This window comes from Daejeonella rubra, assembly GCF_900103545.1.
Classification (GTDB): domain Bacteria; phylum Bacteroidota; class Bacteroidia; order Sphingobacteriales; family Sphingobacteriaceae; genus Daejeonella; species Daejeonella rubra.
In genome coordinates, this window is record NZ_FNHH01000005.1 from 94671 (window position 1) to 110049 (window position 15379).

The following is a 15379-nucleotide window of genomic DNA, read 5'->3' on the forward strand; positions in this document are numbered from 1 at the left end:
AACTATTGCTGTTTCAGGAAATGTTTAGTTTTTATCCGTGTGTCCTGCCCTTGGGGGAAATGCTTAACTTTGACAAAAATACGAAATTTTATGCAAATAGACATATTTCCGATATTACAGAACCTTGGAATACAACATATTAATCAATCCTGCAGCACAGGAAAACATTGGAACAGCAGCAATGCACAAGAGGGCACTGTTATAATTTCACCTGTAGATGGAAAAGAGATCGCCAGTGTAAATTTTGCGAATGCCGAAGATTTTCAAAATACAGTTGTCACAGCTGAAGCGGCATTTAAAGTTTGGAGAACCTGGCCTGCTCCGAAAAGAGGCGATATCATCCGGCAGCTTGGTGATGCCCTTCGCCAGAATAAAGAAGATCTTGGGAAACTTGTAAGTTACGAGATGGGAAAAAGCCTGCAGGAAGGCTATGGTGAGGTGCAGGAGATGATCGATATCTGCGATTTTGCAGTTGGACTATCACGTCAGTTATATGGTTTAACCATGCATTCTGAACGGCCGGCGCACCGCATGTATGAGCAATGGCACCCGATGGGTGTGGTAGGAATTATTTCAGCGTTTAACTTTCCGGTGGCGGTTTGGGCATGGAATGCCAGTCTTGCTCTTGTTTGCGGCAATGTGTGTATATGGAAACCCTCTGAAAAAACTCCCCTAACGGCCATTGCCTGTCAGCATATAATCCAAAAAGTATTTGAAGCCAATGATGTTCCTGAAGGTACTTCATGCCTGCTGATCGGCGACCGTAATATTGGTGAACTGATGAGTCATGATAAACGAATCGGACTGCTATCCGCAACCGGATCAACCCGTATGGGAAAAGCCGTGGGTGCAGCGGTGGGAGCCCGTTTGGGACGTAGTTTACTGGAACTTGGCGGAAACAATGCCATCATCATATCCAAAGATGCTGATCTGGAAATGTCGCTGGTTGGGGCAGTTTTCGGTGCGGTTGGAACTGCCGGACAAAGATGTACTTCCACTCGCAGGCTGATCATTCAAGAAAGTGTTTATGATGCCTTCAGCGATAAACTTGTCAAGGCTTACGGACAATTAAAAATTGGAAATCCACTGGATGAAAACATTCATGTTGGTCCGCTTATCGATAAAGAGGCAGTAAAAAGCTACCTCGGCTCGATTGAAAAATGCAAGGAAGAAGGTGGCAATTTTGTTGTTGAAGGCGGGGTGCTTGAAGGTGAAGGTTATGAATCAGGATGCTATGTAAAACCATGTATCGCAGAAGCTAAAAACGACTATCAGATCGTACAGCACGAAACTTTCGCACCCATTCTCTACCTTATGAAATACAAAACCCTGGATGAAGCTATCGCTATGCAGAATGATGTTCCTCAGGGACTTTCTTCTGCAATCATGACGCTGAACCTGCGTGAAGCAGAACAGTTCTTGTCGTATGCCGGTTCAGATTGCGGTATTGCCAATGTGAATATCGGGACTTCCGGAGCAGAAATTGGCGGAGCCTTTGGCGGTGAGAAAGAAACAGGAGGCGGACGTGAATCAGGATCTGATGCATGGAAGGCCTATATGCGTCGTCAAACCAATACGATCAATTATTCAGATAAATTGCCACTGGCGCAGGGGATCAAATTTGATCTTTAAGCCCGGCAAATAGCAGAATTTTTGAATCCTTACTTTATTCTTATAAGGGCATAGCCATTGGCTGATATCAATTTCTTTTGATCGTTATAGTTCAGGTGATTCCAGAGAATTTCCAGGGCTATGCCCTCTAATTCCAGGTTCTGAGTAAGCAATTTCCTTGAGACAGGCAATGTCTGTCCCTCAGGAAGCTCCTGCTTTTTCAGTTCCGCATCAAGCTTGTTTATCAGAGTATCCATTTGTAAATATTTGACCTCTGATCCGTATACAACCTTAAATCTGTTTTGATTTTGAACCTGTGAGATAAGCAACCTGGAACTATTGATCAGGCTCCTTGCCGAATCAGGGTATTGACTAACAGCTAACATAAAATCTGCCTTACTCAATGGAAGAAGCTCTATATTTTCAGCCTCAAACATATTATTCCCTAAATTTAGTTTTGAACCTGTTCGATCATCTGTTTTGAGGTTGAGATGCTTATACAGCCAATTCTTTTGATTACTTCTTAATTCCCAGGTATCGGTCCTTGAATTTTTTTTCTTTGATCTGGTCAATAAAAGTAATGAATCTTCAACACTCTGAAGATCCTGATCAAGTACTGGGTTGAAACTTTTTAAACCATGATTATCCACCAGATAATCCACAATGTTCACCATCCTGAGCATATCTTCCTTTTCAGGAACATGCTTTAAAGTTTTGATCTTTCCTCCTTCAACAGATTTGTATTTTTCAAACAGGAGACTAAGCTCATTAAGCTGTGAACGTCTGGATGTTTCAAAGGCTCCCTGCGGCCCATAGACTGATAAAATAGTCAGGATACAAAGGCTCAAAGGAATGATGGTGATATCATGGCTTTTTGAAATCAGGAAATAGGCGGTAATAAAGATTAACCATCCTGCCAGGATCATTAAAAAATAACGCTCCTCTGTAATGCCATAATCTATTATTCTGGCCAGAATGGCCCAGATCAATAATGAAATTAAGGGTATGAGAATATAATAAAAGCTCTGGCTGAATTTTTTCAGCCATTTATTCTCATCCAGATTCCTTACCGGGTAGATCAGTAGCAGGGACAATATCCCGAACACAGCATATCCCAATACCAGATTTGCAACAAGGCCCTTGGGAAGTTCCCATTCAATGAGGATCTTAGCCTCATAAGCGAGTAAAATTAAGGCATAAACTGTAGCAAGCGGAATAAGGACATATTGCGTAAATACCTTTAAACCTTTAGGATAACTCTTGTCCTCCTCCAGTAAATAAAGGTTTTCCGGAACGCCTGAAAGAAAAAATACTGTTTGAAACATTCCTACGATCCAGATCCACAGAATTGCGAATGTGTCCCAGTCAAATTTGAAATTGAACAGAAAGTTCATTGAGCCAATAGCCGCTGCAAGTCCCAGGAAAAGCACGGCACTGTACAGGCCCCCTGTTAAAAACCGCAGGAAAATTGTTTTATTAAACACCCAAAAAGCGTGGATATACCCGGAACCGGCGAAAGCAGAAAATGAAACAAGAAGATGAAATGAAAGGGCCAGCAATAAGAATTTCAGAATATCAGACTCCTGCTTGAGTGGGTCGAGGAGGAAAAATAAACCAATACATATAATTATTACCGCTGATCTTAATAAGTATTTTAGAGAATTTTTTATTGCCCTGCTTTCAGAAAACAAGGTTGCAGACAGGGATAATGACAGGCCCAAAACTGAAATAAGGATCAACCTTATAAAATAGCGTTCTGCTTCAAGTTTGAGATCAGCAATTTCAACTAAGATTGTGGCAGAAAGTGTACCTGTCAGGGCAAACAGGATTTCGAGCGGAAAACGTGTAAGAGCTTTTTTAGATGACTGGACAAGAGCCACTAAAGATGGGAATTTCATAAGCAGTCTTTTACCGAATATACAGAAATCAGATCAATTTTAGCTAACCAGAAGCTTATATCCTTTTCCATGCACATTGATTATTTCTACCTTCGGATCCTCTTTTAAATACTTGCGCAATTTGCTCAGAAATACATCCATACTCCGGCCGTTGAAGTAATTATCATCATGCCAGATAGATAATAATGCCTCTTCCCTGGTTAAAACCTCGTTTTTCTTCAGGCACAATAAGCGCAGGAGTTCAGCCTCTTTGGTCGAAACCTTTTGCTGAGAATCACCATTGGTTATCAACTGAGCGGTATAATCGAACTTATAATTTCCGATCTCGAATTTTGAAGGCAGGTCTGAAGCTTCTGTCTTTGCCGGTTCACTTACTCTTTTCAGCAGAGCATTAATTCGCAAAAGAAGTTCCTCGATCCTGAATGGCTTGGTAATATAGTCGTCACCTCCCAGATTATAAGCTTCGGCTTTATCCTCTATCATGGCCTTTGCAGTTGCAAAAATGATCGGAATGCCGGGATTTATGCGTCGTATTTCTTTGCCCAGCGTAAATCCATCCTTTTTGGGCATCATCACATCAAATATGCAGATATCAAAATGCTCTTTGGTGAAAACCCTGAAAGCCTCTTCTCCATCATGACAAAGGACCACCTCAAATTTTCCCTTCAACTGAAGGTAATCCTGTAAAAGCATACCCAGATTCGGGTCATCTTCGGCTAATAAAATTCTTTTCATATGGAGGTCCCGGAAAGGGAAAACTATTTTGTTAAAAAAGGCAATTGCAGCAATATTATGCTACTGATTTCAGGGGAAGACTGATCTCAAACTCAGAACCCACATCTTTTTCACTTTTTACTTTGATCGTTCCATTCAGATTTTTAATTATATTATTCACATAACTCAAGCCCAGGCCAAATCCCTTTACATCATGCAGATTACCTGTCGGGATGCGATAAAACTGGTCAAATATTTTTGATAGTTGATCCTTGCTCATTCCTATCCCCCTATCAGCCACCCTGATAATCAGATTTCTGCCTGAGCTAAATGTACTGATCTTTATCTGAGGATTCTCCGGACTGTATTTATTGGCATTATCCAATAAGTTGAAAATCACATTTGATAAATGCAGCTCATCACCCATTACAATAGCCCGGCTTGCACTCAGATCAAGTTCAATGCTTGCATTACGTTTTTGAAGCTGTAAAGACATGCTGTCAACTATTGCAGCAAGAAGATCATTCATCTCAACTTCTTTATGCTCAAGTTTCAGATCACCCTTTTCAATTTTAGCGATGTTCAATACCCGTTCGATATGGCTTCCCAAACGAACATTCTCATCATAAATAATATTGGCAAGGCGGTCAATACTTCTTTTATCAGAGGCAAGTTCGGGATCCTTCAATGCCTCACTTGCGATCATAATTGTTGCCACCGGAGTTTTAAACTCATGTGTCATATTATTGATGAAATCCGTTTTCATTTCAGAGATCTTTTTCTGCATCAGGATAGAATGGATGGTATAACCGAAGCTAAAGATCAGTATCAGTAATAAGCCGCCCGAAAGGCCCATCATCGCTGTCAGGTTGGAAAGAATAATATTGTTTTTATCAGGAAAGGTGATGGTCAGCATCCCTGAATCGCGAATCATATCTTTAGGAAAAAGAGGGGTCTCATAACTATTGGAAGGCAAAAATTCTGCGCGGTTGGAAGCACGGGTAAAAATGACAGAATCCCGCTTCGCAGATGTTACTTTATACTCATATTCACTGAAAATTGAAAGATTTCTTAATTCAGAACGTAGCATAGAATCGAGTGTTTGAGGATGTACCCGTTTATTCAGGGGAACATTTACTTCACGGTACTCCTGATAAAGATCCTTGAATACCTCTTCCTTATTATCTTTACCCTCTGCAAAATATTGCTTCACCTTCTGAACGGTATTGTCTTTTTCAGTCTCAGCTTCATGACGTACTAAATTTTTCATTCTTGGCCTGGGGATAGTCCGTAAAAAAGTGCCCTCCACAGGGTCAAAAACAATATATTGAGTAACAGAATCAGGCAAAACAGTATTCCCGCCCAGTACATTCCCATTTAATGCTCTTGTTATAGTTCGCCTGGTTTGTTCATGGATCTGTCCGAAAGCATCTTCCACCTGATATACATCAACCTGGAAATTGTATTTAAGATCCTTTAACTCAGACTGGCTCACTACATCATTGAATGATAGCACATTAGGATAGCGCGCCCGGAGCATACTGTCTCTTAACCTGAAAATACTGTCGGCCTTTCTTTGTTCTGTTAACAAATAATTGGCATCTGAAAGCCTTGGCCTTCTTCTTTGTATTTTTCGGGGCCTTTCAGGTGCCGATACAAGTTTTGGTGAAATTTCAGCTCTTACAGGGGGTGGAAGTGCAATAAAAGCAGCTTTTTTTTCCAAAAAACTGTTCGCATCCCTTTTGGCCAATCGATCTACTACATTATTGAGCGCCTCATGTACAGACTGATCGAACAAGCGCGACTGTAACTGGTATGATTGTCTGAAAAAATACCATTGCATGCCCATTACTCCAAGCAATGCAATTGTCATTAATCCAATAATTAAACTGATACTTTTTCTTTTCATACCATCACAAAAATACGCAACATGCTCTATGTCAATTTACTTTTAACATATTTTAACAAAGCATTAACAAAATCATTGTATTCAGGCATATATTTTTGTCTAAAGAAATAATTTAAACCGATTTAATCTTCCTTTGATATAGTCAAACTAAATTCATCCATATTATAAAACCAAAATAATCATGAAAAAGTATATTCTTAATCCCCACTTGCTTCTGATGGGTTTTTTCGTCCTGATCATCATCAGTTCAGGATCATCTGTTAAAGCTCAGGTTGATAAAAAGATGACCAGAAGCATCATTATCAGTAATGGGGATACCATTGTGAATGGTAAAAAGATGAGTGAAGCTGATAAGAAAGAGCGTATCCGACTCAGAGAAGAATTTAATGAGATGGAGGGTAAAGCTAAAGGACCTGGCGGACAAAACGAAGAACGGGTAATAATCAGAAGAAGAAATAGTGGAGAAGAGCCACCCGTTTTAAACTGGAACGATGGAAAACAGCAGGAATTTGAATTCAGATTTGATAATAAAATGCCGGGGGGTGTACATGTTTTCAAGTTCGATGGCAATGAGATCAATGTTGATACACTTATGAAAGGGTTTAATTTCAAAATGGATGGTTTGGATAGTAATTTAAGGAAGCGGATCATTACCATGCACAGAAACTTCGATACAACAAAAGAACCCAGGATGAGTGGAAGAATTGCTCCGCCAATGGTTTTTGAAAGACGCATGATGCCCGGAACAGAGGAAAGAAATAATGTATCTTCCTTTAACTACAATCATATTGATAAGGATGGCATTCCAAGCCGTATGAACATCCGCATAAGCGATGCTGAGAAAGAGCAGTTAAAGAAGATAACGGGAAGTGAAAGCCTGACGACTGTATTGGAGGTAGAAGACCTCACACTTTTCCCTAATTTCTCTAACGGTAAACTTGGGCTTTCATTCAATATGGAGAGTCGCGGTGCTGTTAAAATAAAGATCTTAGACAGCCAGCTTAATCAGATTTATGCCGATGAAGCCGCAAACTTTACAGGAAATTATATGAAGCAGATCGATTTGCCTAAAAATGGCATTTACTATATCAGCATCAAACAGAATACCGGGTGGTTTGTGAGAAAACTGATTAAAAACTAATTGTTTATGTGAGAATCAGAAAGCCCCGTCCCTTTATTGGGAACGGGGCTTCTGAATTTAAATATCATCCTAATTAGAAAGGCAGATCATCATCATCACCAGGAGCTGCACTGATATCAACCGGAGTTGCATATTCAGGAGCTGCAGATGCACCATCAGCTGCGCCAAGCGGTGTTAATCTCCAAACAGAAAGGGTATTAAAATAAGAGGTCTTACCTGTTTTATCTGTCCAGGGACGTCCGCGAAGATTAAAAAACAATTCAACATTGTCGCCAACTTTAATATTGTCAAACAGGTTAACCTTATCCTGCACTGCTTCAAACTTCACATATTCCGGATAGGTAGGATTCTCTGCGTATTCCAGTATAAGCTCACGTTTTTTGAACTTTTCACTCACTGTAATTACCTGTGAGATTTCATGTACTTTTCCTTTAACTTCCATTGTATTTATCTATTTATGAACGAACTCTATTCTTTATTTCCTGAAGCTGATCAGGAAAGTATGCAACACAAAACTATCGTCGGATACAATTTGTAAAAGTATAAAATTCAGGCAATTTTTAATTGTTAACTTCGCAAATTATTATGCAAGTTTTCCACACAAAAAGTAAGATCATCATTACCTGCAACAATCGCTTATCAGCGTATCTGCAGCAGGAGGTTGAAGCCCTTGGTTATAAAATTACCAGGACATTCTCCACCGGCCTTGAACTGGAAGGTACCTTAAATGATTGTATTCCATTAAATCTTAACCTGCGCTGCGCAAGTCAGGTTTTATATTCAATAAAGACCTTCACGGCAGAAAATCCTGCCCGGCTTTACAAAGAACTGCTTGAAATAGCATGGGAAGAGCTGATCGATTTTACAGGTTATTTTTCTGTCACTTCTACAGTAGATAATGAAACGATCACTACTCCTCTTTTTGCAAACCTGAAAGTGAAGGATGCAATTGTTGACCGCATCAAAGAGAAAAAGGAGATCAGGCCCAATACCGGCCCCGAAGCAAACAAAGCGGTGATCCACCTGTACTGGAAAGAGAATGATGCGGAGATATTTATTGATACCTCGGGCGAAACGCTTGCCAAACATGGTTACCGAAAAATTCCTGGAAAAGCACCAATGCTTGAAGCATTGGCAGCGGGAACGATCATGGCAACGGGATGGGATAAGAAAAGCCCCTTTGTTGTACCTATGTGCGGATCAGGTACCTTAGCGATAGAAGCAGCACTGCTTGCCTGCGATAAAACTCCGGGCTTGTTCCGTATGAATTATGGCTTTATGCATATCCTGGGATATGAAGAAGAAGTGTTCTTCGCAGAAAGACGTAAACTAAAGGATCAGGCTAAACGGGAAATTGATTTCAGGATCGTGGCAACGGATATTTCTGAAGATGCCGTTGATATTTCCATTAAAAATGCACGTACTGCAGGGGTTGATCATTTGATTGATTTTTCTGTTTGTGATTTTGCAGATACTGTTGTTCCGGAAGGCCCTGGAGTCGTTATGTTCAATCCGGAATATGGTGAAAGACTGGGTGTTCATTCGAAGCTGGAAGCAACCTATAAACGTATCGGTGATTTTATGAAGCAGAAATGCAAGGGATATCGCGGTTATATTTTTACTGGAAATCCTGATCTGGCAAAAAAGATCGGACTCCGGGCTGATCGAAGGATCGAGTTCTATAATGGTAAACTGGACTGCAGATTATTGGAATACGAGTTATATGAAGGTAGTAAAAGAGAGCCCAAAGCTGCCGAATAGGGAACTTATTAGTCAGACTGTACAGTTTGTTAAGCAAACCCTGCAAGGTGCAGAAAGCGGACATGACTGGTGGCATATTCAGCGGGTATGGAACAATGCGATCCTGATCTCAAATACTGAACAGGCAGATACCTTTATAATTGAACTTGCCGCCCTGCTTCATGATATTGCAGATAGTAAGTTCCATGACGGGGATGAAGAGATCGGTCCGCAGAAAGCAGGCGAATTTCTAAAATCTATAGGAATAGAAGATTCCATTATCATACATATTCAACGGATCATTCGGAATATGTCATTCAAGGCAAGTCTTGGCCAGATAGATTTCCATTCCAAAGAGATGGAAGTAGTACAGGATGCAGACCGGCTTGATGCTATTGGTGCTATAGGAATAGCGAGGGCATTCACCTACGGCGGATTCAAAAACAGAGAATTATACAATCCGGAAATACCTCCTGCTTTGAACATGAACAAGGAGGAATACAAGAAATCTGAAGCCCCAACGATCAATCACTTTTACGAAAAGCTTCTTTTGTTAAAAGATAAAATGAATACAGAAACAGGCCTGAGAATCGCAGAAGAGCGACATCAGTTTATGCTTACTTACCTTGAACAGTTTTATAATGAGTGGAATGGAGAACAATAACAGCTTTAATTATTTTGCTTATGCCAGCAACTTGAAAAAAAGTATTCTGGAGCAAAGAACAGGAAGTAAAATTCAAAACTATCTTCAGGGCAGACTTCTGGATTATGGCTTTCGCTTTAATGTTAAAAATGCTGATGGAACTGCAAGAGCAAATATTATTGTTTCTGAATCTGAAGATGTATTTGGAGCTATTTACGAGATTGATAATAAGTATAAAGAGACACTTCTCTCTACTGAACCAGGCTATCGACTGATCAATGTTACCATAGAAACTGAAACAGGTAATGTTCCGGCTTTTACATTTATATCTGATAATGACGATGAGAATATTTATCCATCAAAAGACTATTTAAAAAGTATTACCGAAGGAGCTAAAGAACATAAACTACCTCAGGAATACCTTGAGTTTGTAGTTTCCATGTCTAAATAATATTCAATAAGCCAAAATAGATCAGCATCGAGATACTGCTCAGGAGTGTCATTCGCGACATGTTCTTAAAATTTGCATAGGATGGGTCGCTGTAAACCGCAGAAAACCAATTGGCAAACAGGATAAAAACCGGTGAAGCAATGATAAGAAACAACCAGAAGTAATTGATCATTTCTAATCTATCCCAATAAAAATAAAGCAGAATAGCAGAAAGCAGGAATAGAACTGCAGAGAAATAAAAAGAACCCCGGATCCCTAAGACAATACTCAGGGTTATATCTCCTCTTTTTGAATCTTCTTCATGCTGATAAACCTGCGTAAGCGGATAAGTAGCTCCGATGAGGCAGGAACAGATCAATCCGGCAAGCGTAAAATTTAAATTCCATCCCGCCAGTGTATCAAGCCCTGATATCGAAACGTAGGTGCTACAGTATACAAAAGCTCCCTGAAAAATAAATACGATCAAAAAGCTTATGACAGGATATTTTTTAAACCTGAATGCGGGATGGCTGTACATCTTAGAAATCACTCCGTAGATAAGCACTGCAAGAAATAAGATCCACCCAACAAATAATGAGAGTATTAAGGCTAAAAGATCAAGAAAAAGGGAGAAATAATAAAGGCTTTTATCAACTTTTGGTGGCTTTTCTATAAGCGCAATACTTCCTTCATCCTTATCAAAATAACTGTTGTAACCATTGCTGGCAGGATAAACCAATAAATGCCAAATGATGAATGTCAAAATTGTATCCTGCAAATTGATCTGCGGCACCTGAGAGAGTGCAAACAGAAAGACGGGCATCAGAAAGACAGAAAACAAAATGCGCAAATGCACTAAAGCAGATGCACTTGGAAAAATATTCCTGATAAAATTCATTCACTAAAATAACATTTAATAAGCCAATTGGTTAAACTATAATATGGATCATTATAATTGCTTATCAATTAATGATTAAATCCAGAAAGAGAAAAATTTAGTATTTTACTGAATTATGAGCAGTTGCATAAGCGCGATTGGTACCGCCAACCCAAAATACCGGATCCCACAGAATGATATCTTTAGATTCATGGTAAAAGCATTTGGTTTGAATGCTACCAATGCTTCCAGGTTGAAGCAGATTTATGATCATTCGGGAATTGAGCACCGGTATTCAGTGATCCCCGATTTTGGCGAAACAGAAAGCCATAAGAACACCTTCTTTAGCAATACCGAAGGTTTTGAACCTTTCCCGGGAACACGCGACCGATTGCGGTTATATCAGGATACAGCATCAGAATTGGCATCGGAAGCTGTTAAAGATTGTTTTACTGATCATGGCGAAGACCTGACTTCAAAGATCACACACCTAATTACTGTAAGCTGCACGGGTATGCATGCACCAGGCATAGACATTGAGCTGGTCGAAAAATTAGGGTTAAACCGCAACATTGAGCGAACCTGTATTAATTTCATGGGTTGTTACGGCTCATTAAATGCTCTTAAAGTTGCCGATTATATCTGCCGTGCTGATCAATCTGCAAAAGTTCTGATCGTTTCTGTCGAGCTATGCACACTGCACTTTCAAAAAGAAAATACTCTCGATAACTGGGTGGCAAATTCATTGTTTTCGGACGGAGCAGCTGCGGTTATTGTAGAAAATAGTTCAGAAAGAACCAATCAAAAAAACTGCCTTACTCTCGATACATTTTATTCCGAATTTCTAAATGAAGCTAAAAATGAAATGGGCTGGTATGTCGGTGATGCCGGTTTTGAAATGAAATTAACATCGAAGGTATCCAAGCTGATTTTAAAACATATTCAATCCATTTCCAATCAGCTGCTCAAAAAAGCGGGACTCGAATTCAAAGATATCAGCAGGTTTGCCGTTCATCCGGGAGGAAGAAAAATTCTGGAATCCGCAGAAAACGCTTTAGGTTTTTCAACTTTGGCCAATCGCTTTGGATATGATGTATTGAGGGATTACGGCAATATGTCATCTGCAACAATATTATTTGTCTTGAAAAAAATAATGATGGATCCTGAGGGAATTGATGGTGAAAATATTCTGGGTTTTGCCTTCGGACCGGGATTAACTGTTGAATCTATGATCCTGAAAAGAAATGGAAATGCCTGACTTTAAACACCGAAGCTCAGAAGAGGAAATGATGGACGATTTTTCTCTTGGCCATGAGATCATCGACCCGATCATGGATGAGCTTGAAGTAGTGAACAAACTACTTGGAGGCTACGATGTATTTTTTAATGCCTTCAAAAAGATTGGAATAAAGGATGGTATGCGCATCAGCGACTGGGGTTGCGGCGGCGGTGATTCTTTGAGAGTTATTGCCAAATGGGCTCGCAAGCGCAATCTGAAGATCAGTCTGGTAGGAGTTGATGCCACAGAATCAGCAATAGAATATGCAAGGGAAAGATCAAAAGATTTCCCGGAGATCTCATACATTTTAGCCGATGTAATGAGTGACCAACTACTTCCTGATCAATTTGATATCGTTATTTCCAGTCTTTTTACCCATCATTTTACCGATCCAAACTGGATCAGACTAATTCAAAAAATGGCCGGTTGTGCCAGCACCTATGTTGTTATCAATGACCTCCATAGACATTGGTTTGCTTACCATTCCATAGGAATTATCACTTATGTATTTTCAAGGTCTGAGATGGTTAAGCATGATTCAAAACTTTCGGTACTTCGAAGTTTTAAACGGTCTGAAATTGATCAAATGCTCAAAGCAGGAGGATTTAAAAATTATTCGATCAAATGGATGTGGGCTTTCAGATGGCAGGTATGCATTGAAAGCGGGAAAAAGTTAGGGACGGGAAATAAAAATCCATATAAGCAAAGATGAGCGATGTGCTGATCATCGGAGGCGGACTCGCAGGTTTGACCAGCGCAATTCTTTTACAGAAAAACGGTTATCAGGTACGCTTAATAGAGAAAAAGAAATATCCATTTCACAGGGTTTGCGGTGAGTATATTTCAAATGAGGTTTTACCTTTTTTTGAGTCACTGGATATTGGGATCTCTGAACTCGGGCCTTCCCGGATAAACCGATTAGAAGTAACATCTGTTTCAGGAAAGATCTTGCAGGCCGATCTGCCCATGGGAGGCTTTGGTATAAGTCGTTTCAAACTTGATCATATGCTTTACCGGCATGCAGAAAGCCTGGGTGTAGAATTTATCTTCGAAAAGGTGGATGATATCAGGTTCAGTGAAGAGAAATTCAGGATTTCAACACCTGGCAATAAAGTTTATGAATCAGCCATTGCCATAGCAGCTTACGGTAAACGATCCAATCTGGATCAAAAATTAAATCGCAGTTTTTTTTATAGACGCAGTCCCTATCTGGGAGTAAAATACCATGTTAAAACAGACCTTCCGGGGAATCTGATTCGTCTTGATAATTTTGAGGGCGGCTATTGCGGGGTAAGTAAGATCGAAGATGATAAACACTGTTTATGCTACCTTTCTGAAACGGCTAATCTCAAAAAGTATTCAGGCATTCCTGAAATGGAGGAGCAGGTGCTTTATAAAAATCCACATTTGCGAAACCTGTTTAAAAATTCAGAATTTCTTTTTGAAAAGCCTGAGGTGATCAATGAAATATCTTTTGAGCGAAAAACTCTAACAGAAAACCATTTGCTTTTTTGCGGCGACTCAGCCGGAATGATCACTCCGCTTTGCGGTAATGGTATGGCAATCGCCATTCATTCAGGCAAAATACTTGCTGAAAGTATCATGCGTTTTGCAAAAAAAGGCTCTGACATCAACAGGATAGCATTGGAGCAGGATTATACGCTTAGATGGGAAAAACAATTTGCTCTCAGACTGAAAAGCGGAAGGATGATACAAGGATTGTTTGGTAATACAATGGTTTCAGACCTGGCAGTTTATACGCTTGACAAATTCCCAGGGCTAACGCAAATGTTAGTCAAAAAAACACATGGTAAAGTTTTTATATAGGTTAAGAAGAATAGATTTTTTCAAAAAAATACTCCTGAAATAACATCTTTTATTCATTCATGAAGAATTCTAAGTTATCAAGCTAAGGATTGAAGTCCCGATGGCAATCGGGATTGGGCCTCTATCCAAATTGAGATATTCAAAACCATCATTTTTAATCAGCTGATTTTAAATCAACCTGATATAAAATCAGAGTAAATAATTGCATTAATAATATATGTAGTAATTTGCAGTATGAAACTATGGGTACTCGTCTTCATCAATGCATTAGCAGTTGCATTATCATTATCGATTATCAACTTCTATTTTCAAGGAATAATAATAGATTCGGTGATCACTTTTTCTGTTTCACTGGTAACCAGTTATCTCGTTTTCTACTATCTGATCGAGCGTTTCGTTTACAGTAAGATCAAGCTGATCTACAAGCTGATCCATAACCTGAAGCTTGGAAAAGATCTCAAAGATGCTTTGGGTGAATATGTAAGTGCTGATCCGATCAATGATGTGGAGCAGGAAGTAAAAGAATGGGCAAGAGATAAAAAAACAGAGATCGATCAGTTAAAACAACAGGAAAAATTCAGAAGGGAATTCCTTTCAAATATCTCGCACGAATTAAAAACACCACTCTTTGCTATCCAGGGATATATTGAAGTTCTACAGGATGGAGATATTGAAGATCCTGAACTATCAAAACGTTTTCTTGAAAAGGCTTCTAACAATGTCGACAGGCTTGCCTCTTTCATTAAAGATCTGGATGCAATCTCGAAATTAGAGAGCGGTGAAATACCAGTTCAATATGAAAAATTTGATCTGGTTGAATTAATCAATGAGGTGAATGATTCGCTCGAGTTAAAGTCAAAAAAATACAATATCACCCTTCATTTTAAAGACAAGTATAGAACACCAACCTGGGTAAATGCCGATCGTGAAAAAATCAGACAGGTTCTGGTCAACCTTTTGGGCAATTCGTTTAAATACGGTAAAAATCCGGGCAATACCTATATCAAAACCTTCCAGCTGCATGATCAGATATTAGTTGAAATAACCGATGATGGAATTGGAATTGAGGAGAAATATCTCCCAAGACTATTTGAACGCTTCTATCGTACCGATAAAAGTCGCTCCAGAGACATTGGTGGATCAGGCCTGGGACTTGCTATTGTTAAACATATTATTGAAGCCCATGAACAGACCATTACCGTACGAAGTACAGAAAATATAGGATCAACCTTTGGTTTTACGCTCGCCAGAGCCTGATTAATGAACCAATAAGTTAACATTAACTTAACATTGGTATTGTAGCTTTGCAT

The 15379-nt window shown here is 39.5% G+C and carries 14 protein-coding genes; 9 read left to right on the forward strand and 5 right to left on the reverse strand.

All coding sequences use genetic code 11. The features are described 5' to 3' along the window. Positions 1 to 90: 90 nt before the first annotated feature. On the forward strand, positions 91 to 1632 hold the full coding sequence (gene amaB, locus BLR27_RS05210; RefSeq protein ID WP_090701344.1) for an L-piperidine-6-carboxylate dehydrogenase: 1542 nt from the start codon (positions 91 to 93) through the stop codon (positions 1630 to 1632). A gap of 29 nt (positions 1633 to 1661) precedes the next feature. Here amaB and BLR27_RS05215 read toward each other — a convergent pair whose 3' ends face one another. From BLR27_RS05215 to BLR27_RS05225, 3 genes are read right to left on the reverse strand one after another with little or no spacing between them, the layout of a single operon-like run. Continuing rightward, a complete protein-coding gene (locus BLR27_RS05215) occupies positions 1662 to 3509 on the reverse strand; it encodes a DUF4153 domain-containing protein (RefSeq protein WP_090701347.1) in 1848 nt (615 codons plus the stop codon). Between the two features lie 39 nt (positions 3510 to 3548). After that, positions 3549 to 4244, reverse strand: a complete 696-nt coding sequence (locus BLR27_RS05220) for a response regulator transcription factor (protein WP_090701351.1) — start codon at positions 4242 to 4244, stop codon at positions 3549 to 3551. 55 nt (positions 4245 to 4299) lie between these two features. After that, positions 4300 to 6132 (reverse strand): ATP-binding protein, encoded by a 1833-nt coding sequence (locus BLR27_RS05225; protein WP_245704441.1) that lies wholly within the window; start codon positions 6130 to 6132, stop codon positions 4300 to 4302. 181 nt (positions 6133 to 6313) lie between these two features. Between BLR27_RS05225 and BLR27_RS05230 the strand changes: the two genes are divergently transcribed. Next, on the forward strand, positions 6314 to 7273 hold the full coding sequence (locus BLR27_RS05230) for a T9SS type A sorting domain-containing protein (protein WP_143007702.1): 960 nt from the start codon (positions 6314 to 6316) through the stop codon (positions 7271 to 7273). Between the two features lie 73 nt (positions 7274 to 7346). Here BLR27_RS05230 and BLR27_RS05235 read toward each other — a convergent pair whose 3' ends face one another. Then, a complete protein-coding gene (locus BLR27_RS05235; protein ID WP_090701357.1) occupies positions 7347 to 7715 on the reverse strand; it encodes a DUF3127 domain-containing protein in 369 nt (122 codons plus the stop codon). Between the two features lie 143 nt (positions 7716 to 7858). Here BLR27_RS05235 and BLR27_RS05240 point away from each other — a divergent pair, with 143 nt between their 5' ends. From BLR27_RS05240 to BLR27_RS05250, 3 genes are read left to right on the forward strand one after another with little or no spacing between them, the layout of a single operon-like run. Further along, entirely contained in the window at positions 7859 to 9034 is a 1176-nt protein-coding gene (locus tag BLR27_RS05240) for a THUMP domain-containing class I SAM-dependent RNA methyltransferase (RefSeq protein ID WP_090701362.1), read from the forward strand. Continuing rightward, positions 8997 to 9677, forward strand: coding sequence for an HD domain-containing protein (locus BLR27_RS05245; RefSeq protein WP_090701367.1), 681 nt, complete (start codon positions 8997 to 8999; stop codon positions 9675 to 9677). Before BLR27_RS05240 ends, BLR27_RS05245 begins: the two co-directional genes overlap by 38 nt. Further along, positions 9664 to 10107, forward strand: a complete 444-nt coding sequence (locus BLR27_RS05250) for a gamma-glutamylcyclotransferase (protein ID WP_176767613.1) — start codon at positions 9664 to 9666, stop codon at positions 10105 to 10107. Before BLR27_RS05245 ends, BLR27_RS05250 begins: the two co-directional genes overlap by 14 nt. On the opposite strand, the gene BLR27_RS05255 is transcribed toward BLR27_RS05250, so the two are convergent. Next, positions 10100 to 10984, reverse strand: a complete 885-nt coding sequence (locus BLR27_RS05255) for a UbiA family prenyltransferase (protein ID WP_090701375.1) — start codon at positions 10982 to 10984, stop codon at positions 10100 to 10102. The two genes, BLR27_RS05250 and BLR27_RS05255, sit on opposite strands and share 8 nt — an antisense overlap. 115 nt (positions 10985 to 11099) lie before the next feature. Between BLR27_RS05255 and BLR27_RS05260 the strand changes: the two genes are divergently transcribed. From BLR27_RS05260 to BLR27_RS05275, 4 genes are all read left to right on the forward strand, one after another. Beyond that, positions 11100 to 12221 carry a type III polyketide synthase gene (locus BLR27_RS05260; protein ID WP_090701378.1) on the forward strand — a complete coding sequence of 374 codons (1122 nt, stop codon included), beginning with the start codon at positions 11100 to 11102 and terminating at the stop codon, positions 12219 to 12221. Continuing rightward, positions 12214 to 12954, forward strand: a complete 741-nt coding sequence (locus BLR27_RS05265; protein ID WP_090701671.1) for a methyltransferase domain-containing protein — start codon at positions 12214 to 12216, stop codon at positions 12952 to 12954. Before BLR27_RS05260 ends, BLR27_RS05265 begins: the two co-directional genes overlap by 8 nt. Then, on the forward strand, positions 12951 to 14069 hold the full coding sequence (locus BLR27_RS05270) for an NAD(P)/FAD-dependent oxidoreductase (protein WP_090701381.1): 1119 nt from the start codon (positions 12951 to 12953) through the stop codon (positions 14067 to 14069). Before BLR27_RS05265 ends, BLR27_RS05270 begins: the two co-directional genes overlap by 4 nt. Before the next feature lie 234 nt (positions 14070 to 14303). After that, positions 14304 to 15326, forward strand: a complete 1023-nt coding sequence (locus BLR27_RS05275) for a sensor histidine kinase (RefSeq protein ID WP_090701385.1) — start codon at positions 14304 to 14306, stop codon at positions 15324 to 15326. Positions 15327 to 15379 lie beyond the last annotated feature (53 nt).

What these genes read in the sequence shown, in the direction of transcription:
- amaB (WP_090701344.1), top strand. Translation starts at nt 91, where the DNA reads ATGCAAATAGACATATTTCCGATATTACAGAACCTTGGAATACAACAT.
- BLR27_RS05215 (WP_090701347.1), bottom strand. Translation starts at nt 3,509, where the DNA reads ATGAAATTCCCATCTTTAGTGGCTCTTGTCCAGTCATCTAAAAAAGCT.
- BLR27_RS05220 (WP_090701351.1), bottom strand. Translation starts at nt 4,244, where the DNA reads ATGAAAAGAATTTTATTAGCCGAAGATGACCCGAATCTGGGTATGCTT.
- BLR27_RS05225 (WP_245704441.1), bottom strand. Translation starts at nt 6,132, where the DNA reads ATGAAAAGAAAAAGTATCAGTTTAATTATTGGATTAATGACAATTGCA.
- BLR27_RS05230 (WP_143007702.1), top strand. Translation starts at nt 6,314, where the DNA reads ATGAAAAAGTATATTCTTAATCCCCACTTGCTTCTGATGGGTTTTTTC.
- BLR27_RS05235 (WP_090701357.1), bottom strand. Translation starts at nt 7,715, where the DNA reads ATGGAAGTTAAAGGAAAAGTACATGAAATCTCACAGGTAATTACAGTG.
- BLR27_RS05240 (WP_090701362.1), top strand. Translation starts at nt 7,859, where the DNA reads ATGCAAGTTTTCCACACAAAAAGTAAGATCATCATTACCTGCAACAAT.
- BLR27_RS05245 (WP_090701367.1), top strand. Translation starts at nt 8,997, where the DNA reads ATGAAGGTAGTAAAAGAGAGCCCAAAGCTGCCGAATAGGGAACTTATT.
- BLR27_RS05250 (WP_176767613.1), top strand. Translation starts at nt 9,664, where the DNA reads ATGGAGAACAATAACAGCTTTAATTATTTTGCTTATGCCAGCAACTTG.
- BLR27_RS05255 (WP_090701375.1), bottom strand. Translation starts at nt 10,984, where the DNA reads ATGAATTTTATCAGGAATATTTTTCCAAGTGCATCTGCTTTAGTGCAT.
- BLR27_RS05260 (WP_090701378.1), top strand. Translation starts at nt 11,100, where the DNA reads ATGAGCAGTTGCATAAGCGCGATTGGTACCGCCAACCCAAAATACCGG.
- BLR27_RS05265 (WP_090701671.1), top strand. Translation starts at nt 12,214, where the DNA reads ATGCCTGACTTTAAACACCGAAGCTCAGAAGAGGAAATGATGGACGAT.
- BLR27_RS05270 (WP_090701381.1), top strand. Translation starts at nt 12,951, where the DNA reads ATGAGCGATGTGCTGATCATCGGAGGCGGACTCGCAGGTTTGACCAGC.
- BLR27_RS05275 (WP_090701385.1), top strand. Translation starts at nt 14,304, where the DNA reads ATGAAACTATGGGTACTCGTCTTCATCAATGCATTAGCAGTTGCATTA.